The sequence below is a fragment of the Streptomyces sp. NPDC040545 genome, from assembly GCF_055595065.1.
The window spans coordinates 83,769-105,233 of sequence record NZ_JBVIWA010000025.1 but is presented as its reverse complement, the minus strand read 5'-3'; the positions used below and the strand labels follow the sequence as shown (position 1 = coordinate 105,233).

General features: G+C 73.1%; 16 protein-coding genes. 7 read left to right on the top strand and 9 right to left on the bottom strand.

Annotated features, from left to right (window positions below):
• Positions 1-268: 268 nt before the first annotated feature.
• Entirely contained in the window at positions 269-775 is a 507-nt protein-coding gene (locus ACZ573_RS33650; RefSeq protein WP_471311819.1) for an SUKH-3 domain-containing protein, read from the bottom strand.
• A gap of 2 nt (positions 776-777) precedes the next feature.
• Positions 778-1,365 (bottom strand): YwqJ-related putative deaminase, encoded by a 588-nt coding sequence (locus ACZ573_RS33645; RefSeq protein ID WP_471311816.1) that lies wholly within the window; start codon positions 1,363-1,365, stop codon positions 778-780.
• 230 nt (positions 1,366-1,595) lie between these two features.
• Between ACZ573_RS33645 and ACZ573_RS33640 the strand changes: the two genes are divergently transcribed.
• The 3 genes from ACZ573_RS33640 (at position 1,596) to ACZ573_RS33630 (ending at position 6,205) form a co-directional block, all read left to right on the top strand.
• Positions 1,596-2,591: an SMI1/KNR4 family protein gene (locus ACZ573_RS33640; RefSeq protein WP_471311813.1), complete on the top strand. Its 996-nt coding sequence runs from the start codon at positions 1,596-1,598 to the stop codon at positions 2,589-2,591.
• 7 nt (positions 2,592-2,598) lie between these two features.
• On the top strand, positions 2,599-5,193 hold the full coding sequence (locus ACZ573_RS33635) for an SUKH-4 family immunity protein (RefSeq protein WP_471311810.1): 2,595 nt from the start codon (positions 2,599-2,601) through the stop codon (positions 5,191-5,193).
• Between the two features lie 139 nt (positions 5,194-5,332).
• Positions 5,333-6,205, top strand: a complete 873-nt coding sequence (locus tag ACZ573_RS33630) for a DivIVA domain-containing protein (protein ID WP_471311807.1) — start codon at positions 5,333-5,335, stop codon at positions 6,203-6,205.
• 52 nt (positions 6,206-6,257) lie between these two features.
• Here the strand turns inward: ACZ573_RS33630 and ACZ573_RS33625 are convergent, their stop codons facing one another.
• The 3 genes from ACZ573_RS33625 to ACZ573_RS33615 form a co-directional block, all read right to left on the bottom strand.
• Complete coding sequence (locus ACZ573_RS33625; protein WP_471311804.1) at positions 6,258-6,944, bottom strand: DUF4232 domain-containing protein; 687 nt, start codon at positions 6,942-6,944, stop codon at positions 6,258-6,260.
• Positions 6,945-7,036: 92 nt separating this feature from the next.
• Positions 7,037-8,134, bottom strand: coding sequence for an alpha/beta fold hydrolase (locus ACZ573_RS33620; protein WP_471311801.1), 1,098 nt, complete (start codon positions 8,132-8,134; stop codon positions 7,037-7,039).
• Positions 8,135-8,211: 77 nt separating this feature from the next.
• On the bottom strand, positions 8,212-8,511 hold the full coding sequence (locus ACZ573_RS33615) for an alpha/beta fold hydrolase (RefSeq protein ID WP_471311798.1): 300 nt from the start codon (positions 8,509-8,511) through the stop codon (positions 8,212-8,214).
• Here ACZ573_RS33615 and ACZ573_RS33610 point away from each other — a divergent pair.
• Positions 8,506-9,129 carry a CGNR zinc finger domain-containing protein gene (locus ACZ573_RS33610; RefSeq protein WP_471311795.1) on the top strand — a complete coding sequence of 208 codons (624 nt, stop codon included), beginning with the start codon at positions 8,506-8,508 and terminating at the stop codon, positions 9,127-9,129. The genes ACZ573_RS33615 and ACZ573_RS33610 overlap by 6 nt on opposite strands.
• Here the strand turns inward: ACZ573_RS33610 and ACZ573_RS33605 are convergent.
• The 3 genes from ACZ573_RS33605 to ACZ573_RS33595 all read right to left on the bottom strand — a co-directional run bounded on the left by ACZ573_RS33605 (position 9,126) and on the right by ACZ573_RS33595 (position 12,284).
• Complete coding sequence (locus tag ACZ573_RS33605) at positions 9,126-9,686, bottom strand: hypothetical protein (protein ID WP_471311792.1); 561 nt, start codon at positions 9,684-9,686, stop codon at positions 9,126-9,128. The two genes, ACZ573_RS33610 and ACZ573_RS33605, sit on opposite strands and share 4 nt — an antisense overlap.
• Positions 9,687-9,689: 3 nt before the next feature.
• Positions 9,690-10,577 (bottom strand): hypothetical protein, encoded by an 888-nt coding sequence (locus ACZ573_RS33600; RefSeq protein WP_471311789.1) that lies wholly within the window; start codon positions 10,575-10,577, stop codon positions 9,690-9,692.
• Positions 10,578-10,658: 81 nt separating this feature from the next.
• Positions 10,659-12,284 (bottom strand): MDR family MFS transporter, encoded by a 1,626-nt coding sequence (locus ACZ573_RS33595; protein WP_471311786.1) that lies wholly within the window; start codon positions 12,282-12,284, stop codon positions 10,659-10,661.
• A gap of 430 nt (positions 12,285-12,714) precedes the next feature.
• Between ACZ573_RS33595 and ACZ573_RS33590 the strand changes: the two genes are divergently transcribed.
• Both ACZ573_RS33590 and ACZ573_RS33585 read left to right on the top strand, forming a co-directional pair.
• Positions 12,715-13,491, top strand: coding sequence for an ABC transporter ATP-binding protein (locus ACZ573_RS33590; RefSeq protein WP_382549434.1), 777 nt, complete (start codon positions 12,715-12,717; stop codon positions 13,489-13,491).
• A complete protein-coding gene (locus tag ACZ573_RS33585; RefSeq protein ID WP_471311782.1) occupies positions 13,488-16,073 on the top strand; it encodes an ABC transporter permease in 2,586 nt (861 codons plus the stop codon). The genes ACZ573_RS33590 and ACZ573_RS33585 overlap by 4 nt, the downstream gene beginning before the upstream one ends.
• Positions 16,074-16,154: 81 nt before the next feature.
• Here the strand turns inward: ACZ573_RS33585 and ACZ573_RS33580 are convergent, their stop codons facing one another.
• Complete coding sequence (locus ACZ573_RS33580) at positions 16,155-17,561, bottom strand: DUF2079 domain-containing protein (RefSeq protein ID WP_471311779.1); 1,407 nt, start codon at positions 17,559-17,561, stop codon at positions 16,155-16,157.
• Between the two features lie 220 nt (positions 17,562-17,781).
• Here ACZ573_RS33580 and mfd point away from each other — a divergent pair, with 220 nt between their 5' ends.
• Entirely contained in the window at positions 17,782-21,315 is a 3,534-nt protein-coding gene (gene mfd, locus ACZ573_RS33575) for a transcription-repair coupling factor (RefSeq protein ID WP_471311776.1), read from the top strand.
• The last annotated feature ends 150 nt before the right edge of the window (positions 21,316-21,465 follow it).

The window sequence follows — 21,465 nt, the reverse complement described above, 5'->3', positions numbered from 1 at the left end:
CCACGCGCCGGGGCGGCTTCGGGGCACTGCCGGAGCCCTGCCGTGGGGCGGGGACACGGCGGAGTGTCCCCGCAGGACGAGCGCGCACCACCGGGCACCACCGCGACATGCCGCACCGCGCGAGCCGAGGAGACACTCCGGCGGGGCACCGACCCACACCACCCAGCCCCGCCGGCGCTTGAGGCGCGGGGTCCGGGGCAGCGACCCGGCACCACCGACCGGCCGGAGCCGAGCCGCGCAGTGACCCGGCACCACCGACCCGCCCGAGCTAGGTGGTCAGGCGGGTCGGCTGGAGACCCGTCAGGAGGAGCGTGAGGGCCTCGTCGACGTTGGAGCCGAGGTACCAGTCGCCGGTGTGGTCGATGCCGTAGACGCGGCCCTCGCGGTCGAGCGCGAGGTGGGAGGCGCCGTCGGCCTCGACGCCCAGCGGGCAGAGCTGGGTGGACAGGGCCCGGCCGAGGTCGGCGAAGGTGCGCGCGAGGTGGAGTCCGGTGAGCGGGTCGATCCGGACGGGCGTCGGGGCGATCTGGCGGCCGGGGCCCTGCCCGGCGACCGTCAGCCCGCCGAACTCGGCCCATGCCTCGACGGCGGCGGGGAAGACGGTGTGCCGGTGTCCGGCGGGCGTGGTGTGGTCCCGCAGGGCGTCGGCCCAGTACTCGGCCTGCTTGATGTCCCACCGGCCGGGCTCCCAGCCGGCGGTGCGCAGGGCGGAGTCCACGGCGACCGGGAACCGGGTGGCCGAGGAGCGGTCGTAGGAGGCGGAGGCGGTGGTCATGGCTACTCGGATGGGGTGAGGTCGACGGAGCGTACGCCGAAGTGGGCGAGGAGTGCTTCGCAGGAGCGGCAGGGGGCTGCGTAGCTGCCGTGGAGGGGGTCGCCGTCCTCGCGGATGCGGCGGGCGGTGATCTTCGCGTGTTTGAGGGAGCGGCGGGCCTCGGTCGGGGAGAGCGGTTTGCGGGAGGCGCGCCGGGAGCGGGCGCCCTCGACGGCGGTGAGGTGGCGGGAGAGCAGGATCGCCTCGGGGCACCGGCCGGTGAACCGTTCGCGCTGGCCGCTGGTGAGGGTGTCGAGGAAGTCCTGGACGAGCGGGTGGAGCACGGGCGGCTGATCGGCCTTGCCGGCGGTGCTGGTGAGGGTTTCGCCGCGTACGGAGAGGGCGGCGGCGACGGTGGGGAGGATGCCGTCCCGGCGGAAGCGCAGGACGGGCACGGCGGGGCGGCCGTCGGTGCTGCTCCAGCGCAGGCGGGGGTCGCCGGCGGGGCCGGCGGCTTCGCCGGCCGGTCCTGTGGGGCCGGGCGCGCCGGGTGCGCCTGGTGCGTTCGGCGCGGTGTCGCCGGATTCTGTACGTGTTGCCGTGTGGTGCATGGTCGCGCTTTCCCTCCCGTGGCGGCGGTGGTGACCGCTGTCGCGCACGCCCCCGTGCCGCGGGGACAGCCTGTCAAACGTCACCTGTCATGCGGAAGCTGGGTCGAATATTCGTATCAATTCGGATGTTCCTGGCCCTCGGGCGGGTGCGCCGGTCGGGCGCGGGTAAGGCTCTTGCCCCAGCGCATAGGCTGTGGTGAACCAGCCAGATCCAGCAGGGGGCTACCGCCATGACGACAGGTCGGCTCGGGCAGCAGGCCGCGCCACCCAACGCCGCTTACTCGGGGCAGGTCGTGCATTTCCCGGACCCGGTCCGGGCCGCTCGGCATCCTCACGGGGTGCGGATGGACGGCAATGGGCATCCGGACTTCTCCGCCTACGCGCGCGCGGCGGTGGAGATCGCCGAACCGCCGGAGGGCTTCGGCGTGGACGAGCTGCGGCTCACGGACTACGTGTCCGCGAACGCGGCGATGAAGGCCGCCGGGCACGAGCTGTGGGACACGGTCGGGCCGGTGGCGACCCCGCACGGCTGGACCTGGCACCACGTGGCGGGTTCGCGGCGCATGGAGCTGGTCCCGGTCGAGGTGAAGGCCCTGCTGCGGCATCACGCGGGCCTGGCGACGGCTCCGGTCGACCACGACAAGCGCGGGACGCGGCCGTTGCAGGAGGTGCGCCCGGCACACCTGGGGCTGCCCAAGTCGGTGGTGTCGGTCGCCGAGGAGCAGGTGCAGGGTGTCGAGGAGGACCTCGGCTACCGGCTGCCCGAGGCGTACCGCTCGTTCCTGAAGGCCGCGGGCGGCTGCGCGCCGGTGGGCGCGGGCCTGGACGTGGACCTCGGTCTGCTGGTGGACCAGCCGTTCTTCACGGTGCGTGAGGAGGCGGCGGTCAACGACCTGGTGTACGTCAACAAGTGTCTGCGGGACCACCTGACGAAGGACTACCTGTGCGTGGCCTTCGCCCAGGGCGGGCTGCTCGCGCTGAAGGTCAAGGGTGAGGGCATCGGCTCGGTGTGGTTCTCCCCGTACGACGATGCCCGTGACCGGGACGGCTGGTCGGTCCAGGAGCGCGTGGAGCGGTTGTTGCTGCCGTGCGGTGCTGATTTCGACGCCTTCCTCGAGAGGCTGGCCGGTAACCCGCCGGAGCTGGAGACGGTGGCCGGTCTGATGGTGGACGGCGGATTCGCACGTTCGGTTCCGGTGTCGGGTTCGGCACCGGTGGAGGGGTGAGCGCGCGATGGTGACGTTTGCGCAGGCGCAGGAGCGCGCCGAGGAGTGGATCAACGGGGACGTGCCCGCGTACCAGCACCGCGAGGTGCGCGTACGGGAGTTCGGGCTCGGGTTCGTGGTGTGGGCGGAGGACCGCGCGGCCGGTCCCGTGTCCGGGGGTGGGCGGCAGCGGCTGGTCATCGCGCGGGACAGCGGGGAGGTGACGCTGTGGCCGGGACTGCCGGTGGGTGAGGTGATCCGCCGGTACGAGGAGGAGTACGGGGCCGTGGCCGCGGCCGTTTCGGAGGCTTCGGTCCCGCAGCCGCGGATCGACTCGGAACAGACGTCGTTCATGCTCAGCCCGCCGGAGTGGCTGCAGGAGGCCGCGGACCGGGCGGGGATCGCGCCGAGGTCGACGCCCACGCCGGCTCCGGCCGCGCCCGCCGACGTCGTGGCCGGGCCTGAGCCCGCGTCGGCTCCCGAGGCACCGGCACCGGCGCCGGCGCCCGTCGAGGCCGTGCCGCTGAGGCGTGGGGGCGAGATCCCGTACGAGCCCACGGCCAACGACGGGGTTCCGGCGACGGGTTCCGCACCTGCCCCGGCTCCGGCCGCGCCCGCGGTGCCGATCGGTGCCACACCCTGGGCGGGCACCGATGTGAACTCCGGTACGGACGACGCCTCCGTACCGCTGCCCGCGACCGTGTTCGCGCCGCCGCTGTCCGGGTCGGACCTGGAGGACGCGCCGTCGTCCGGGGTGGCCCCGGAGGCGAAGACCACGCTGATGCCGGGCGGCAGCCAGCTGCCGAGGACTGCGGTCGTGCCGGCGCTGGGTTCGCCGGGGGACGCGGCGGGCGGCTCGCAAGGCGGTTCGCAAGGCGGTTCGCAGGGCGGTTCGGCTGCGAGTGACATCGCGGACGCGCCGACCAGCAAGGCCCGGATCTCCCGGCCGTCGACACCGTCGACGCCGCCGGGTCCGCCCGGTGCGCCCGCGGCTCCCGGTGGCGGGGCGCACCACGCCGCCACGATGCTGGCCGGACCCGGTGTCCCGCAGCCGCCCGGCCCGCCCGGCCCGCCCGGTGCTCCGGGCGCGGGTCAGCCGCCGGCGCCTCCCGGTCCGCCCGGTGCTCCCGGGTCGCTGGGCCGTGGGCTCGATCATGCCGCGACGATGCTGGCCGGTCCGGCCGTCACGGGTCAGCCGCCCGCGCCTCCCGGTCCGCCGGGTGCTCCGGGCGCGGGTGCGCCCCAGCCTCCCGGTCCTCCCGGTCCTCCCGGTCCGCCCGGTGCTCCCGGTGCTCCCGGGTCGCTGGGCCGTGGGCTCGATCATGCCGCGACGATGCTGGCCGGTCCGGCCGTCACGGGTCAGCCGCCGGCGCCTCCCGGTCCGCCCGGGGCCCCCGGGGCTCCCGGTGGCGGGGCCCATCACGCCGCCACCATGCTCGCGGGTCCCGGCGTACCGCAGCCTCCGGGTCCGCCCGGTGCGCCTGCGGCCCCCGGTGCGCCCGGCGCACCCGGTGGCGGGCTCGACCATGCCGCCACGATGCTGGCCGGCCCCGCCATGGTGCAGCCGCCCGGGCCCCCCGGCCCGCCGCCCGGCGTGCCCGGTGGCCCCGGTCCCGGCGCGGCGCAGCCCCCGGCCCCGACCGGTGCGCCCACCGTCGGCCCCGGCTACCAGGCCGTGCTCCGCTACCGTGCGCCCGACGGCTCCGAGCAGCAGCTCATCCGCCGCTCGGCGCCCGGCACCCCGCACCCGGAGTGGCAGATCCTCTACGAGCTGCGCGCCATGAACGTGCCGCCGCAGCAGGTGCTGGAGCTGCACACCGAGCTGGAGTCCTGTGAGCTGCCCGGCGGTTACTGCGCCCGGATGATCCGGGAGACCTGGCCGCAGGTGCGGATCACGAGCGTGGCCCCGTACGGCAAGGATCACGCGGGCCGTCAGCAGGGCATGCGGCACCTGCTCACGCACCAGGGCGAGCTGCACCAGGTGGCGGACGGTCCGGCGCGCCCCGCGCCGGTACGGGCGCCGCTGCCGCAGGTCCCGCTGCAGCCGGCGATCCCCCTGGAGGCGATCGCGCAGGAGCTGACGGCCGCGTTCGGTCCCCAGGGGGTGTTCCGCTTCGACCAGCGGGCGGTGTCCCGTCAGGGTGTGCCGGAGATCGTGGCGCAGACGCTGATGTGGTCGGGTCTGCCGGTCGATTTCGGGCCGTTCTTCTGGGCGCAGGCGGTGCCGGGCCAGCCGGTGCCGACGCTGGCCGAGCTGGCGCAGCAGCGGGGGGTGCAGCCGGCCTCGGACGCGGGCTCGTACCTCGTCGTCGGCAGCGACTTCGGCAAGGCGCTGTGCGTGCAGTACGGCACCGCGCACATCGTGGCGGTGCCGGTGGAAGGCGGCCCGGGAGGCGCTCCCGTACCGCCGCAGTTCGTGAATTCGAGCCTGCCGCAGTTCGCACGGTCCCTGGCGATGCTGGGTCACATGTGGCGGCTGCGCCAGCATCTGACGCCGGAGCAGGCGGGGCGCTGGACCGTCGATTTCCAGGCGAATCTGGCGGGGCTCGACAGCGCGGCGCTGTCCTCGCCGGAGAGCTGGTGGTCGGTGCTGCTGGAGCAGATGTGGGACGGACTGCTCTGACCGGCTGATCGAGTGATCGTGTGATCGGCTGGATGGCCGGGTCGGGACCTTCGAACAGGGTCTCGGCCCGGCCATTCCGGCTTCTGGGATCAAATGGCGCATCCTTGACGGGAATCCCCGCGAGAGAGGCGCATCCAGGATGAGTGCACCCTTTGCGACCGTGCGCGGTCGTGGCTACCGCATGGAAGAGGTCGACCGGTATCTCGCACGGCTCTCCGGGAGCCGGGACGAGGCCTGGGAGCGGGTGGCGCGGCTGACGGTCCTGGCCAAGCAGATGGAGGCGGACGCGGCGCGGCTGCGGGCGGCGGTCTCCGCGCTGGCTCCGCAGACGTACGACGAGCTGAGCGAGCGGGCCCGCCGGATCCTGCTGCTGGCGGAGGAAGAGGCGGACGCCGTACGGACGGACGCGCGGGTGGACGCCTCGGCGACGCTGGGCGCGGCCGAGGCACGCGCCGACCGGGTGGCGGAGCTCGCGCGGGGCGACGCGGAGGCGGTGCGCGAACAGACGGAGGTCCGGGCCCGGCAGGGACTGCTGCGGGCGCAGCGCGAGGCGGACGACGTGCGGTCGGCGGCGCGGGAGGACGCGGCGGCGTGGCGCGCGCAGGCGGCGGCCGCGCTGGCGGAGACGCGGCGGCGGGTGGAGGCGGAGCGGGCGGAGCGCGAGCAGGAGCAGGCGGAGCGCCGGGAGGCGGCGGAGCGGGAGCTGGCGGCGCGGGAGGCGGACCTGGAGGCGCGTCACGCGGAGCTGGAGCGGTACGCCGAGGCCCGTCTGGCGGAGGCGCGCCGGGAGTTCGCCGAGGCGGAGGAGTCGGCGCGGCACGGGCAGGAGGACGCGGAGGCGCGGGCCGCCGAGCTGGTCGCGCAGGCGCGGGTGGCGGAGGAGCGGATCGGGCGTGAGACGCGGGGGATCGTGCGGGAGCACGGGGAGGCGGCGGAGGAGATGCGGGCGCACATGAACCACGTCCGCTCCAGCCTGGCGGCGCTGACGGGCCGGGCTCCGGCGGAGGGCTAGGACATGGACGGTCCGGGGGCCGGGCGGGGCCGACACCCGGACGGTCCGCGTTCTAGCGGGTGCCCGACCTGAACAGGAGGTCCTCGATGGCGCCGAGGTCGCGGTTCCAGTACGTGACCCGGGCGTCGGACGCGACGTCGAGCGAGCCGATCTCCTTGGACAGGGCGACGTCCAGCATCGCCGACTCCTTGTTGCTGTGGAGGGCGCGGTCCTGGTAGCCGAGGGACACCGCCTCGACGGCGACCGTCCGCTCGCTCCCCCGGAAGAGGAACAGGCCCGCGTACGCCTTCTCCTTCGGCCCGATCGTGGCGATCGCCCGTGGAACGGAACCCATCGGGTCGAGCGGGCCGTCGATGGCGGGGCCGAAGCCGATGTACGGGTAGTGGTAGAGCGTGCAGGGCTTGTCGGTGAAGTTGGTGGCCGTGATGAGCAGGTGCTGCCCCGAGTCCTGGCGCCAGACCGATGTGGTGATCGACAGGTCGTTGTCGTTGCAGGCCACCGTGCCGTCGGTACCGGTACCGGCACTCGCACTCGCACCGGCACCGGCACTGGCGCCGGGCTGCGGCGTGCCGGCCGTGCCCGGCGTGCTCGGGGCGGTCGTCGGCGTGGCCGCCGGGGTCGGGGTGGTGGGGTTCTTGGTGTCCGCGATTCCTGGATTGCAGGCCGTGGACGAGAGGAGCGCGGCGAGGGCCGCGGCCCCGAGAGCGCGGGTTCTCCAACTGGTCCGGGCCGTGCGCATGGTGGCCCCCGTGTACGAACGGACTGGTCGATCGACCGGTTCAGTCCCCGGCGGAGCCGCTGGAGAGCCACTCCTGACGGACCGTTACGGACTCAGGCCGTGGCGGTGGCCGTTCCCTGACGGCCGGCGGTGGTGACCGCCGGACGGACATGGGTCAGGAGGAGGTCCAGGAAGCGGTCCGGGCGGCGGAGCGCGGCGAAGTGAGAGGCCCCCTCGATCAGTTCGAAGGCCTTGACCGGTGCCTCGACGGCGTCGAAGTACGCCTTGGCGCGCGCCGCCGGGGTGATCACGTCGAGCGCTCCCTGGAAGATGAAGAACGGCATCTCGAAGCGCGTTCCGTCGGCCAGGTCGTCGAACTCCGACGCTCCCTCGGTGACGGACTCCGAGAAGCTCTGACCGCCGAAGTACGCCTTGATCCGGCCGAGGGTGTAGAGCGGCGACAGCCACAGCGACCCGATGATCACCTTCTTGACCGTGTCCAGGGTCAGCGGGTCGCTGCCGGCGCACAGCTTGTCGTACGAGGACCGCTGCGCGGAGGTCCAGTGCCGGGGGTCGGATCCCATCGCCTCGATCGCCGCCACGTCCTTGGTCCTGCCGGCGGCCCGCAGCCGCTCCAGCGTGCCCTCGTAGGCGGAGGTGTCCCGGCCCGCCTCCTGGACGTTCTGGTCGGTGCCGACGTACGCGGAGTAGAGCTCGGGGTGGTTGCGGGCCAGCCGGAGGCCGAAGGTGGTGCCGAAGGAGCTCGGCATCAGCACCACCCGGTCCACGCGCATCCGGTCCAGGACGTACCGGGTGACCTCCAGGGCGTCCTCGTAGAGCCGGGCGAAGGTGACCGGTCCGCCCTGGTCCGCGGGGGCGTGGGCGAAGGTCAGGCCGGCGCCGCGCATGTCCCAGCGGACGAGGGTGAAGTGCTTCTCCCACTCCCGGGTGCGGGCTCCGTAGGGGGAGTTGGCCGCTCCGGGGCCGCCGTGGATCTCCAGGAGCACGGGGTTGGTGCGGTCCTCGCCGCGGATCGAGATCCACTGGTCGATTCCGCCGATGCGGACGAAGCCCTGCTCGTCGACGCCGGTCGGCGCGTCGATCCGCATGAGTGCGGCGTTCGCCGAGCGCCGCACGGCGCGGTGGCCGAGCAGCCCGGCGACGGGCGTGGCGATGACGGCGGTGGCGGCGGCGAGCATGACACCGAGCATTACTGTTTCCCCCAGACACTGTTTTGCTGACGAGGGGAAGACTACGTGATGCCGGCGATATGTAAAGCCCTGTCGTGTCAGGGGAGTTCGGTGAGGAACTCCTCGATCAGCGGGGCGATCTGCGGGAGGTGGGTCTCCAGGGCGAAGTGGCCCGCGCCCTCGAAGACGTGCACCTCGGCTTCCGGGGCGTCGCGGAGGTAGGCCTTCGCGCCCGCCGGGGTGAAGAAGGGGTCGCCCGCGCCCCACACGACCAGCACCGGGATCCGGGCGGCGCGCAGCCAGGCCTGCCAGGCGGGGTAGTGGGCGAAGTTCGAGGCGTAGTCGAAGGCGCGGTCGGCCTGGGCGTCGGCGCGGCCCGGCAGGGCGAGGTGGTGCACGTCGAGCGTCCAGCTGTCGGGGGAGAGGAGGCCGGTGTCGGCGACGCCGGTCTCGTACTGGAAGCGGGTGCCCTCCAGGGTGAAGAGCCCCCGGACGCGCTCCTCGTTGCCGGGGACCTCCCGGCGCAGTCCGGCGAACTCGTCGCCGACCCGGCGGGGCTCGCGGCCTGGCTGGCCGCGCAGGCCGGGCGGCTGACCCCCGTCGACGTCGTGGGCGAGGGCGAGGTGGCCGCCGTACGGGCCGTACGGGAGGCCGCGCGCCCGGCGCTCGACGCCGTGCGGCGCGGTGAGCGGCCCCCGGCCGGGGCGCTCACCGCGCTGAACGAGGCCCTGGCCGCGGCGCCCTCGCACCGCGTGCTGGCCTGGACGGGGGCGGGCGGGATCACCGCGGGCGCGCACCGGCCCGCGGATCCGGCCCGGCGGCTCGCGGCGGAGCTGGCCGAGGCGGTCGCGGAGCTGCTGACGGACCCCCGGGTGGCGCAGGTGCGCGCGTGCGAGGCCCACGACTGCGTCCTGCTCTTCTTGCCGGCGCACCCGCGGCGCCGCTGGTGCGTGGCATCGGTCTGCGGCAACCGGGCCCGGGTGGCCCGGTACTACGCCCGCCACAAGGGCGACTAGAAGACCTCCTGGAGCGGAGACCCGAGGAGCTGGTCCACGCCCGAGAGGGTGATGAAGCACAGGAGGGCCACCTCGCCCCGGTCCAGCCGGTGCGTCTCCCAGCCGTCGGCGCGGGTGCGCGCGAGCACCTCGTCCTCGCCGCCGGTCTCCCGGACGAGACGCATGTGGAAGGGGCGCGCCGTGAATGACAGGATCCGTCCGTCGTCGAGGCGGAAGCGGATGCCGCGGCGGCTCGGCCGCAGCGACCTGCCCGCGGCCCGCGCCGTGAACGGCACGCCGTCGAGGCGGCCGTGGACGCCGCGGCGCAGCCGCTTGCGGATGCCCTGCCACGGCAGCGCGGCGTCGTCGATCTCCAGGACGGTTTCCTCGCCCAGGAGGAACTGCCAGCGCTCCCACGCCTCGGCCCTGGCGCCGGCGGTCAGTCGCGGGCCGGGTTCCCGGAACAGCGTGTAGGTGCCGTAGGCCGTGGGGATCTCGGCGTGCCGCTCGCGTGCGTGCGCGGGCTGGAGCCACATCCGCCAGGGTGCGCGCCAGGACGGCTTCAGGAGGGACGGCACGGGTCAGCCCGCCGGCTGCGGCTGCGGCTGCGGCTGCTGCTGGGCGGGGAGGGGGGGCTTCGCCAGGGGCTCGTAGCGGTACGGGTCGCTGCGCAGGCCGCGTGCCGTGACGACCACCGTGAACGGGGTTGTCCCCGGGGTCGGGAGAGTGGCGGTCAGGGCGCCCGTCAGGGGGTCGGCCCGTGCCGGAACGGGGGCGTCGTCGACGGTGAGGAGGGTCGGCGGGCCCGCCGGGTCCGGGGCGAAACCGCCGCCCTCGACCGTCAGGCGGCCGTCCTCCAGCGCAACGTGCGTGATCACCGGATTGGCGCGGACGGCCATCTTGTTGACCAGGTAAGCGCCCGCCGGGGCGCCCGTCAGGGCCCACATCTCGGCAGGCAGGCGCGGGAGTCCGCCGCCCGCGTCCGCGAGGTAGAACAGCACCACGTACAGCATGGTGACCGCGCTGAGGGCGACGTACTGGAGGTCCACGAGGTCGGTGCGCCCGCTGTCGTTCGCGATCAGCTCCCGCAGCGGACGCCGGCCCGACGCCGTCGGCTTCGCGGCGGGCTTGGCCATGCTGCCGTGCTCCACGCGCAGGCCGACGACCGCCTTCGCGGCGATCAGCGCCACGTACGGGCCGCCGAGCAGCGGCAGGTAGACCGTCGTCAGGGTGGACAGCGGGCCGTCTGGGCCCCGGAAGTACGCGATGCCGCCGCCCGCGGTGAGCCCGTAGCCGAGGATCGCCAGCAGCAGCCAGACCAGGATCACCGTCCAGGCGAGGGCGAGCGCCGTCGAGGTGGAGAGGCGGCCGTCGCGGCCGGTGATGAAGCCCGGGCTGCGGCGGAGCCGCAGGCAGATCGGGCCGGCCAGCGCGGCCAGTAACGCGAGTGCGCAGAGTGCGGATGCCATGTCGTCGTCCCCCCGGAAACGGTCCTGGCACGAGGGTTACCCAATGGCCCGGCCATGACAAGGCGACTTTCCGCAGACGGTCTACTCCGCCTGCTGCTCGCGCAGTTCCGGCAGGACGGGGAACCGGCGCGGTGCCACCAGCAGCAGGACCAGCAGCGCGGCCACGGCGGCCGCCGTGGCGCCGAGGAAGATGTGCTCGACAGCGGCGGCCACGGCCTCGCGCAGGTAGCCGGCGGCGGCAGCGGGCAGCAGCTCCGGCCGGTCCAGTGCCTTCGCCACGTCGTCCAGGTGCTCCGGGAGGCCGGGTACGGGGGCGTCCGCCAGGCGCGCGGCGATGGTGGCATTGGCGACGGCGGCCAGCAGGGCGGCGCCCACGCTCTGGCCGACCTGCCGGCAGAACAGCACCGAGGCCGTCGTCGTCCCGCGCTCGGCCCAGCCCACGGTGGACTGGACCCCGACGATCAGCGGGAGCTGGAAGAGGCCGAGGGCGCCGCCCAGCAGCAGCATGATCAGTGCGGGCTGCCAGGGCCGGGCGGGGTAGGGCAGCAGGGTGAAGGAGAACAGGATCACCGCGGCCAGCGCGATCCCGACGGCCGCGGTGTCGCGGAAGCCGATGCGCCGGTAGACGTGCTGGCTGCAGGCGGCGGTGACGGGCCAGCTCAGGGTCATCACCGACATGACCAGGCCGGCACCGACGGGGCCGAGGCCCAGCACGGACTGCGCGTAGGTCGGCATGAACACCATGGGGGCGACCATCAGCAGGCCGAGCGCCCCCATGGCCAGGTTGACGGCGGCGATGGTGCGCCGGCGCCAGACCCAGCCGGGCAGGATCGGTTCCTCGGCCCGGCGTTCCACCCGGACCACGACGACGGCCAGCAGCGCGCTCGCGCCCAGCAGCCCGAGCGAGGGCGCGGACAGCCAGGGCCAGGCGACCCCGCCCTGGACGAGCGCGAAGAGCAGCAGTCCGCCGCAGGCGAAGACGGCGAGCGCCCCCGCCCGGTCGACCGGTCCCCGGCGCCCGGGCGACCGGACGGGCTCGGTCAGGTGACGGGCGATCATCCACAGGGCGAGTCCGGCCAGCGGCAGGTTGATCAGGAAGATCCAGCGCCAGTGCGCGTACGAGGCGAGCAGTCCGCCGAGCGCCGGGCCGGCCACGGCCGAGGTGGCCCAGACGCTGGACATCCGGGCCTGGATCCGCGGCCGTTCCCTGAGCGGGTAGAGGTCGGCGGCCAGGGTCTGGATCGTGCTCTGGAGGGCGCCGCCGCCCAGGCCCTGGACGATGCGGAAGGCGATGAGGGCGGCCATGTTCCAGGCGGACGCGCACAGCAGCGAACCGGCGAGGAAGAGGCCGATGCCGAAGAGCAGGACGGGCTTGCGGCCGAAGGTGTCGGACAGCTTCCCGTAGACGGGCAGGGTGACGGTCACCGCGAGCAGGTAGCCGGAGAAGAGCCAGGAGAAGACGGAGAATCCGCCGAGTTCGCCCACGATCTGCGGGACGGCGGTGGCCACGATGGTGCTGTCCAGGGCGACGAGGGCCATGCCGAGCATCAGCGAGGCGACCACCGGGGCCGGCGGTCGTGCGGCCGGCTCGGCCGCGGGCGCGCCGCCGGCCGCGTCCTCAGCTGGAGCCCCGGCCCCGGTGGTATCGGCCGCGGGCCCCGAGGGTATGCCGTCCGGGCCCGCGCCGGTGCTCTCCGCCGATGCCACCCAGATTCCTTCCCCCTGCACGTAACTGCGGGGAACACCATCTCACCGCCGGGTGGCGGGCGGTATCCCCCAGGGTTCGTACGCCGAAGGGTGCAGATCCCCTAAGGGTCCCTCCGCACAACGGGCCAGGGGTCGTTCCTCCCGGCGGAGGACGTGAGCGGCCCGGGCGTCTCCTTAACTGGAACCTACGCACCACAGGCCGGGGGGTGGGGTTAACCCCCGGGCGGATACGGCGATGGGCACCAGCGCGCCGCGCCTCCGCCCGGCGGAGACTTCATGACGGCGACGAGCGCACAGTCGCACACCGACGCGGACGTACGCAGGCGCCTGCACATGCACGCAGGCCCGCACACGCACGCACACGCACGCACGCACGCACACGCACGCACACGCACGCATTCGAAGAGGGAGAAAGACCGTGACAACGGCTATGACCGAAACCAGGCACGGGGGTACTGGAGGGCATGCAGCCGTCGCGGCCCGGGCGCGCAAGGTCGTCAAGGCCTACGGCTCCGGGGAGACGCGTGTCGTCGCCCTCGACGACGTCGACGTGGACATCATGAGCGGCCAGTTCACCGCGATCATGGGTCCCTCAGGCTCCGGCAAGTCCACGCTGATGCACTGCCTCGCCGGTCTCGACACGGTGACCAGCGGCCAGATCCACCTGGACGACACCGAGATCACCGGGCTGAAGGACAAGAAGCTCACGCAGCTGCGCCGCGACCGGATCGGCTTCATCTTCCAGGCCTTCAACCTGCTGCCCACGCTCAACGCCCTGGAGAACATCACGCTCCCCATGGACATCGCGGGCCGCAAGCCCGACGCGGAGTGGCTGAACCGGGTCGTGGAGACGGTGGGCCTCGCCGGCCGGCTCAAGCACCGTCCGACCGAGCTCTCCGGCGGCCAGCAGCAGCGCGTGGCGGTCGCCCGCGCCCTCGCCGCCCGCCCGCAGATCATCTTCGGCGACGAGCCGACCGGAAACCTGGACTCCAGGGCGGGCGCCGAGGTCCTCGGCTTCCTGCGTCGCTCGGTGGACGAGCTCGGCCAGACGATTGTCATGGTCACGCACGACCCGGTGGCGGCCTCCTACGCGGACCGCGTCATCTTCCTGGCCGACGGAAAGATCGTCGACGAGATGTACGGTCCCACCGCCGACCAGGTCCTGGACCGCATGAAGGACTTCGACGCGCGCGGGCGGACCTCATGAGCAACACCGTCCTGAAGACCTCGCGGCGCAACTTCGTCGCCCACAAGGGACGGATGGCGCTCTCCGCCGTCGCGGTCATGCTCTCCGTCGCCTTCGTCTGCGGCACCCTGGTGTTCACCGACACCATGAACACCACCTTCGACAAGCTGTTCGCCGTCACCAACTCCGATGTGACCGTCACACCGAAGGAGGCCGAGGAGGGGGAGGAGACCCCGCAGCGCGGCCGCCCCGAGGTCCTGGCGGGCTCGGCCGTCGAGCAGGTGCGCAAGGCCGAGGGCGTCAAGAGCGCCGAGGGCGGCGTCGTGTCGATGTCCGTCACGGTCGTCAACACCAAGAACGAGAACCTGGGCTCGACCACCGGCGCCCCGACCATCGCGGGCAGCTGGAACGACAACGAGCACAAGTCCATGAAGATCACCTCGGGCAACGCTCCGCGCGGCCCGACCGAGATGATGGTCGACGCCGACACCGCCGAGAAGCACCACCTGAAGCTCGGTGACGAACTGCGCACGATCACCATCACCGGCGACATCCGCGCCCGGATCACCGGTATCGCCACCTTCACCGTGACCAACCCGGGCGCGGCCGTCGTCTACTTCGACACGGCCACCGCGCAGCAGGCGCTGCTCGGCTCCCCCGGCTCCTTCACGCACGTCAACGTCACCGCCAAGGACGGCGTGAGCGACGAGCAGCTCAAGCGGAACGTCACCGCCGCCGTCGGCGCGGACACGTACAAGCTGCAGACCGCCAAGGAGGCCGCGGACGCCAACCGCCAGGACGTCGGCTCCTTCCTCAATGTCATGAAGTACGTGATGCTCGGCTTCGCCGGGATCGCCTTCCTCGTCGGCATCTTCCTGATCTTCAACACCTTCTCGATGCTGGTGGCCCAGCGCACCCGCGAGATCGGCCTGATGCGCGCCATCGGCGCCGACAGCGGGCAGATCCTGAAGTCCGTGGTCTTCGAGGCCTTCCTCCTCGGGATCGTCGGCTCGGTCCTGGGTATCGGCGCCGGCATCGGCCTCGCCATCGGCCTGATGCAGCTCATGGGCTCCATGGGCATGCACCTGTCCACCGACGACCTGACGATCGCCTGGACCACCCCGGTCATCGGCCTCTACCTCGGCATCAAGGTCACCGTCGTCTCCGCCTTCATCCCGGCCCGCCGGGCCGGCAAGGTCTCCCCGATGGCCGCGCTGCGCGAGTCCGGCACCCCGGGCGACAAGAAGGCCGGCGTCGTCCGCGCCGTCCTCGGCCTGGTCCTCACCGGCATCGGAGGCGCGGGGATCTACCTCGCCACCGCCGCCGAGGAGGCCGGACCGGGATCGCTCTGGCTGGGCCTGGGCGTCGTCTTCAGCCTCATCGGCTTCATCGTGATCGGCCCGCTGCTCGCCGCGGGCGTGGTGCGGGTGCTCTCCGGCGTGGTGCTGCGGCCCTTCGGGTCCGTGGGCCGGCTCGCCGAGCGCAACGCCCTGCGCAACCCGCGCCGCACCGGTGCCACCGCCGCCGCGCTGATGATCGGCCTCGCGCTGGTCGCCTGCCTGTCGGTGGTCGGCTCCTCGATGGTGGCCTCCGCGACCGAGGAGCTCGACAAGTCGGTCGGCGCGGACTACATCGTCAACTCCGAGACCGGCCAGCCGGTGCTGCCGCAGGCCGAGCAGGCCCTGCGCGGCACCAAGGGCCTCGACCACGTCACCGCCTACCGCGAGGTGCCGGCCAAGGTCACCGCTCCCGACGGCACCACCGTGGAGGAGGGACTCGGCGCCACCGACCCGACGTACGCCAAGGACATCCGGCGCAAGATGGTCGCCGGCGAGCACGCCGCCGCGTACGGGGCGAACGCGATGTCGGTCGGCTCCGAGTACGCCGCCAAGCACGGCGTCAAGGCCGGCGACGAACTGACGGTCGCCTTCACCGGCGGCAGCACGGCCAAGCTGAAGGTCGCCGCGATCACCAGCGACGAGGGCAACATCGACAAGGGCATGAAGTACATCAGCACCGAGACGGCCCGGGCCCACGTCCCGGCCGACCAGCTGCCGCTGCCCTTCATGCTGCTGGCCAGCGCGCAGGACGGTAAGTCCGACGCCACCGCGTACGAGTCGGTCAAGGCGGCGATGGCCGAGTACCCGCAGTACAAGGTGCGCAACCAGACCGACTACAAGCAGGCCCTGCAGGACCAGGTCGGCCAGCTGCTGAACATGGTCTACGGGCTCCTCGGCCTCGCGATCGTCGTCGCGGTCCTGGGCGTCGTGAACACCCTGGCCCTCTCGGTGGTCGAGCGGACCCGCGAGATCGGCCTGATGCGCGCCATCGGCCTCTCCCGCCGCCAGCTGCGCCGCATGATCCGCCTGGAGTCGGTGGTCATCGCCCTCTTCGGCGCCCTGCTCGGCCTCGGGCTCGGCATGGGCTGGGGGATCGGCGCGCAGCAGCTGCTGGCGCTCCAGGGCCTGAAGGTGCTGGAGATCCCGTGGCCGACGATCCTCGGGGTGTTCGCCGCCTCGGCCTTCGTAGGCCTGTTCGCCGCCCTGGTCCCGGCCTTCCGGGCAGGGCGGATGAACGTACTGAACGCGATCGCGAGCGAGTAACCGGCCCGCGTTCGTTCGGGGGAATGCCGGTCCGGGACCTCAGGGTCCCGGACCGGCGTCGTTTCCGGGCCGGCTCTCCCGTCACTGCCGCTGCATCAGGACGATGCCGCCGGCCTCACCCACCAGGGTGAACCGCTCGTCGGGGTGGAGCTGGCGGGCGTAGCCGGTCGGGTCCTCGCCGGCCCACTTGGAGGAGTTGTCGATGGTGATCCAGTCGGGGACCACGCCCTTGCTGCCGCCGATCCACAGCACGCGGCAGCGGGAGGTCAGCCGGGTCAGCGGGGTGGTGTCGGCCTCCACCGTGGCCCCGTCGGGGATCCGGTCCAGGAGCCGCTCGATCGCGGTGACCCGCTCGGGCTTCTCGTACGTACGGGCCTCCGCGAGCTTGGCCGTCGGCATGGCGGTCGCGCTCAGGGCGAGGGCGGCGGCCAGGACGGCGGTCGGCAGCTGCAGGGCGTACGAGCGCAGCCAGGGCCGCTCGCTCCGCCGGACGGTGTCGATGGCGTCGACCAGGGCGAGGGCCACGACGGGCATCAGGACGGCGCTGTAGTGCCAGTCGGTGGACCAGTAGTGGTCGTCCCCGGACAGGAACCGCCAGCCGAGGGTGGGCGCGGCCACCAGGAGCAGCGGCGAGCGCAGCGCGAGCAGCCCGGAGGTGGGGATCAGCACCCACGCCAGGGTGGTGAGCTTGGTGCCGATGCCGCCGAGCGGACCCGCGCCGTCGATCTTGTCCCAGTAGCCGTATCCCGCCGTGGCGAAGGCCGGTATGAGGACGGTGAACACCAGGACGGCGAAGACACAGGCCGCGGCGGCGACGCCGAGCGCGGTCAGGGCGGTCCGCCGGTTGCCGTCGCGGGCCCGCCAGGCCACCACCACGGCCAGTGCGGCGAGCGTGAAGCCGAGGTCCTCCTTGACGAGGACCAGCGGCAGCCCCCACAGCAGGGCGGCCCGCCAGCGCCGGGCGAGCACCGCCTCCAGGGCGAAGGCCAGCAGGGGCACGGCGAAGGCGATCTCGTGGAAGTCGAACTCGACGGCCCGCTGGATGCCCCAGGAGAGCCCGTACGCGATGCCGACGGCGAGCCCGCGGGCCCGGCCGAGGAAGCGTACGGCCGCCCGGGTGACGGGCACGGCGGACAGCGCGAACAGCGCCGACTGCACGACCAGCAGGGTGACGGGCCCGGGGAAGACCCGGTAGACGGGGGCGACGAGCGCGATGATCGGGCTGAAGTGGTCCCCGAGGATGTTGGCCCCCGGCCCCTTCAGGTCGGCGACGGGCTCCTGGAGGTGCGCGTACGCGCGGATCGCCTGCTCGAAGATTCCGAGGTCCCAGGAGGCCCAGTCCATCCGCCGGAACCGCCCGACGGACAGGATGAGGTAGACGGTGAACAGAGCGGCGGCCACCAGCCAGGGCGGCGCCCAGGCGTACCGGTCCGGCTTCGCGGATGCCGGTACCACCGGCGCCGGGCGGGCTATCGCATCGCTCGTCACGGACTCGTGCTCCTCCGGAGGCAGTGTCTCCCCGGCGGAAGACGACACGGCGAGCTCGGACAGTCAGAACAGGAACATCGTAAAGCGGCGCGAGGGGCGTCGTCGTAGGGTGGGAACCCCCGGCCCGTGCGACGTGTCGGGCCCTTCGCGTTGCCCTCGCACCGCACTGCTCCACCGCACCGCACACCTTCAGACCTTCACCGGACGGAAAGCCTCTTTCATGAGCCTGCACGGACTGCTCGACGCCGTCACCCGTGATGCCGCCCTCACCGAGGCGGTCACCGCGGCCGGGGACGGCAAGCGCATGCACGTGGACCTGGTCGGCCCCGCCGCTGCGCGGCCCTTCGCGATCGCCGCGCTGGCCCGGCAGACCGGGCGGACCGTGCTGGCGGTCACCGCCACCGGGCGCGAGGCCGAGGACCTGGCCGCCGCGCTGCGCTCCTTGCTGCCGCCCGACGAGGTGGTGGACTACCCGTCCTGGGAGACGCTCCCGCACGAGCGCCTCAGCCCGCGCAGCGACACCATGGGCCGCCGGCTCGCCGTCCTGCGCCGCCTGGTGCACCCGAGCAAGGACGACCCGGCGGCGGGCCCGGTGAGCGTGCTCGTGGCGCCCATCCGGTCCGTGCTCCAGCCGCAGGTCAAGGGGCTCGGGGAGCTGGTCCCGGTCAGCCTGCGGCAAGGCGGCGGCGCCGACCTCGGCGAGATCACCGAGGCGCTGGCCGCGGCGGCGTACGCGCGGGTCGAGCTCGTCGAGAAGCGCGGGGAGTTCGCCGTGCGCGGCGGCATCCTGGACGTGTTCCCGCCCACCGAGGAACACCCGCTGCGCATCGAGTTCTGGGGCGACGAGGTCGAGGAGATCCGCTACTTCAAGGTCGCCGACCAGCGCTCCCTGGAGATCGCCGAGCACGGGCTGTGGGCCCCGCCCTGCCGCGAGCTGCTGCTGACCGACGCGGTACGGGAGCGGGCCGCGGCCCTCGCCGAGGCCCACCCCGAGCTCGGCGAGCTGCTCCACAAGATCGCCGAGGGGATCGCCGTGGAGGGCATGGAGTCCCTCGCCCCGGTCCTCGTCGACGAGATGGAACTGCTGATCGACGTGCTGCCCGCCGGGTCCATGGCCGTGGTCTGCGACCCCGAGCGGGTCCGGACCCGGGCCGCCGACCTCGTCGCGACGAGCCAGGAGTTCCTGATGGCCTCCTGGGCGGCCACCGCGGGCGGCGGCGAGGCCCCCATCGACGTCGGCGCGGCCTCCCTGCGCGGGATCGCCGAAGTCCGCGACCGGGCCCGCGAGCTGGACATGATGTGGTGGTCGGTGTCCCCCTTCGCCGCCGACGAGAGCGCGGGCGGCAGCGACACCCTCAAGCTCGGCATGCGCGCCCCGGAGGCGTACCGCGGCGACACCGCCCGGGCGCTGGCCGACACCAAGGGCTGGATCGCCGACGGCTGGCACACCGTCTACCTCACCGAGGGCCACGGCCCGGCCGCCCGTACCGTCGAGGTGCTCGGCGGCGAGGGCATCGCGGCCCGGCTGGAGCCGGAACTGCGCGCCCTGGAACCGAGCCTGGTCCACGTCGCCTGCGGCTCGATCGACAACGGCTTCGTCGACCCGGTGCTGCGCCTGGCCGTCCTCACCGAGACCGACCTGACCGGCCAGCGCACCGCCACCAAGGACCTCGGCCGGATGCCGACCCGGCGCCGCAAGACCATCGACCCGCTGACCCTGGAGGCCGGCGACTACATCGTCCACGAGCAGCACGGCGTGGGCCGCTACGTGGAGATGGTCCAGCGCACGGTGCAGGGCGCCACCCGCGAGTACCTGCTGGTGGAGTACGCGCCGGCCAAGCGCGGCCAGCCCGGCGACCGCCTCTACATCCCCACCGACCAGCTGGAGCAGGTCACCAAGTACGTCGGCGGCGAGGCCCCGACCCTGCACCGGCTCGGTGGCGCCGACTGGACCAAGACCAAGGCGCGCGCGAAGAAGGCGGTCAAGGAGATCGCCGCCGACCTCATCAAGCTCTACAGCGCGCGCATGGCGGCCCCCGGCCACACCTTCGGGCCGGACACCCCCTGGCAGCGCGAGCTGGAGGACGCCTTCCCGTACGCGGAGACGCCCGACCAGCTCACCACCATCGCCGAGGTCAAGGAGGACATGGAGAAGTCGGTCCCGATGGACCGGCTGATCTGCGGTGACGTCGGCTACGGCAAGACCGAGATTGCTGTGAGAGCCGCATTCAAAGCGGTCCAGGACGGCAAGCAGGTCGCCGTCCTCGTCCCGACGACGCTCCTCGTGCAGCAGCACTTCGGCACCTTCTCCGAGCGCTACAGCCAGTTCCCCGTCAAGGTGAAGGCGCTCTCGCGCTTCCAGAGCGAGAGCGAGTCCAAGGCCACCCTGGAGGGCCTCCAGGAGGGCTCGGTGGACGTGGTCATCGGCACCCACCGCCTGTTCTCGCAGGAGACCCGGTTCAAGGACCTCGGCCTGGTCATCGTCGACGAGGAGCAGCGCTTCGGCGTGGAGCACAAGGAGCAGCTGAAGAAGCTCCGCGCCAACGTGGACGTGCTCACCATGTCCGCGACCCCGATCCCGCGCACCCTGGAGATGGCGGTGACCGGCATCCGCGAGATGTCGACGATCACCACCCCGCCGGAGGAGCGGCACCCGGTCCTGACCTTCGTCGGCCCGTACGAGGAGAAGCAGATCGGCGCGGCCGTCCGCCGCGAGCTGCTGCGCGAGGGCCAGTGCTTCTACATCCACAACCGGGTCGAGTCCATCGACCGGGCGGCCGCCAAGCTGCGCGAGATCGTGCCCGAGGCGCGGATCGCGACGGCCCACGGCCAGATGTCGGAGCAGGCCCTGGAGCAGGTCGTCGTCGACTTCTGGGAGAAGAAGTTCGACGTGCTCGTCTCGACCACGATCGTCGAGTCGGGCATCGACATCTCCAACGCCAACACCCTGATCGTGGAGCGCGGCGACAACTTCGGCCTGAGCCAGCTGCACCAGCTGCGCGGACGCGTCGGGCGCGGCCGCGAGCGCGGGTACGCGTACTTCCTGTACCCGCCGGAGAAGCCGCTGACCGAGACCGCGCACGAGCGGCTCGCGACGATCGCCCAGCACACCGAGATGGGCGCCGGCATGTACGTGGCGATGAAGGACCTGGAGATCCGCGGCGCGGGCAATCTGCTCGGCGGCGAGCAGTCCGGTCACATCGCGGGCGTCGGCTTCGACCTCTACATCCGGATGGTCGGCGAGGCCGTGGCCGACTACCGGGCCGCGGTCGAGGGCCAGGTGGAGGAGGAGCCGCCGCTGGAGGTCAAGATCGAGCTCCCGGTCGACGCGCACGTCCCGCACGACTACGCGCCGGGCGAGCGGCTGCGCCTGCAGGCGTACCGGTCCATCGCCTCCGCCAACTCCGAGGCGGACATCAAGGCCGTACGGGAGGAGCTCACCGACCGCTACGGCAAGCTGCCGGAGCCGGTGGAGAACCTGCTGCTGGTGGCCGGGCTGCGGATGCTGGCCCGGGCCTGCGGGGTCGGGGACATCACCCTGCAGGGCAACAACGTCCGGTTCGGGCCGGTGGAGCTGCGCGAGTCGCAGGAGCTGCGGCTCAAGCGGCTCTACCCGGGGACGGTGCTCAAGTCCGCCACCTCGCAGGTGCTGGTCCCGCGCCCGAAGGCGGGCAAGATCGGCGGGAAGCCGGTGGTCGGGCGGGAGCTGCTGGCCTGGACGGGGGAGTTCCTCACCACCATCCTCGGCTCGTAGCGCCGTAGCGCCGTAGCGCCGTAGCGCCGTAGCGGCTGCGGTGACCACGTGAACGGCCGTGGGGGGGGGGGGGGGGGGCCCCCCCCCCCCCCCGCCTTCTCGTTTTCTGTTTCGCCCCCACCTTTCATCCTTCCCCCCCTCCCCCCCCCC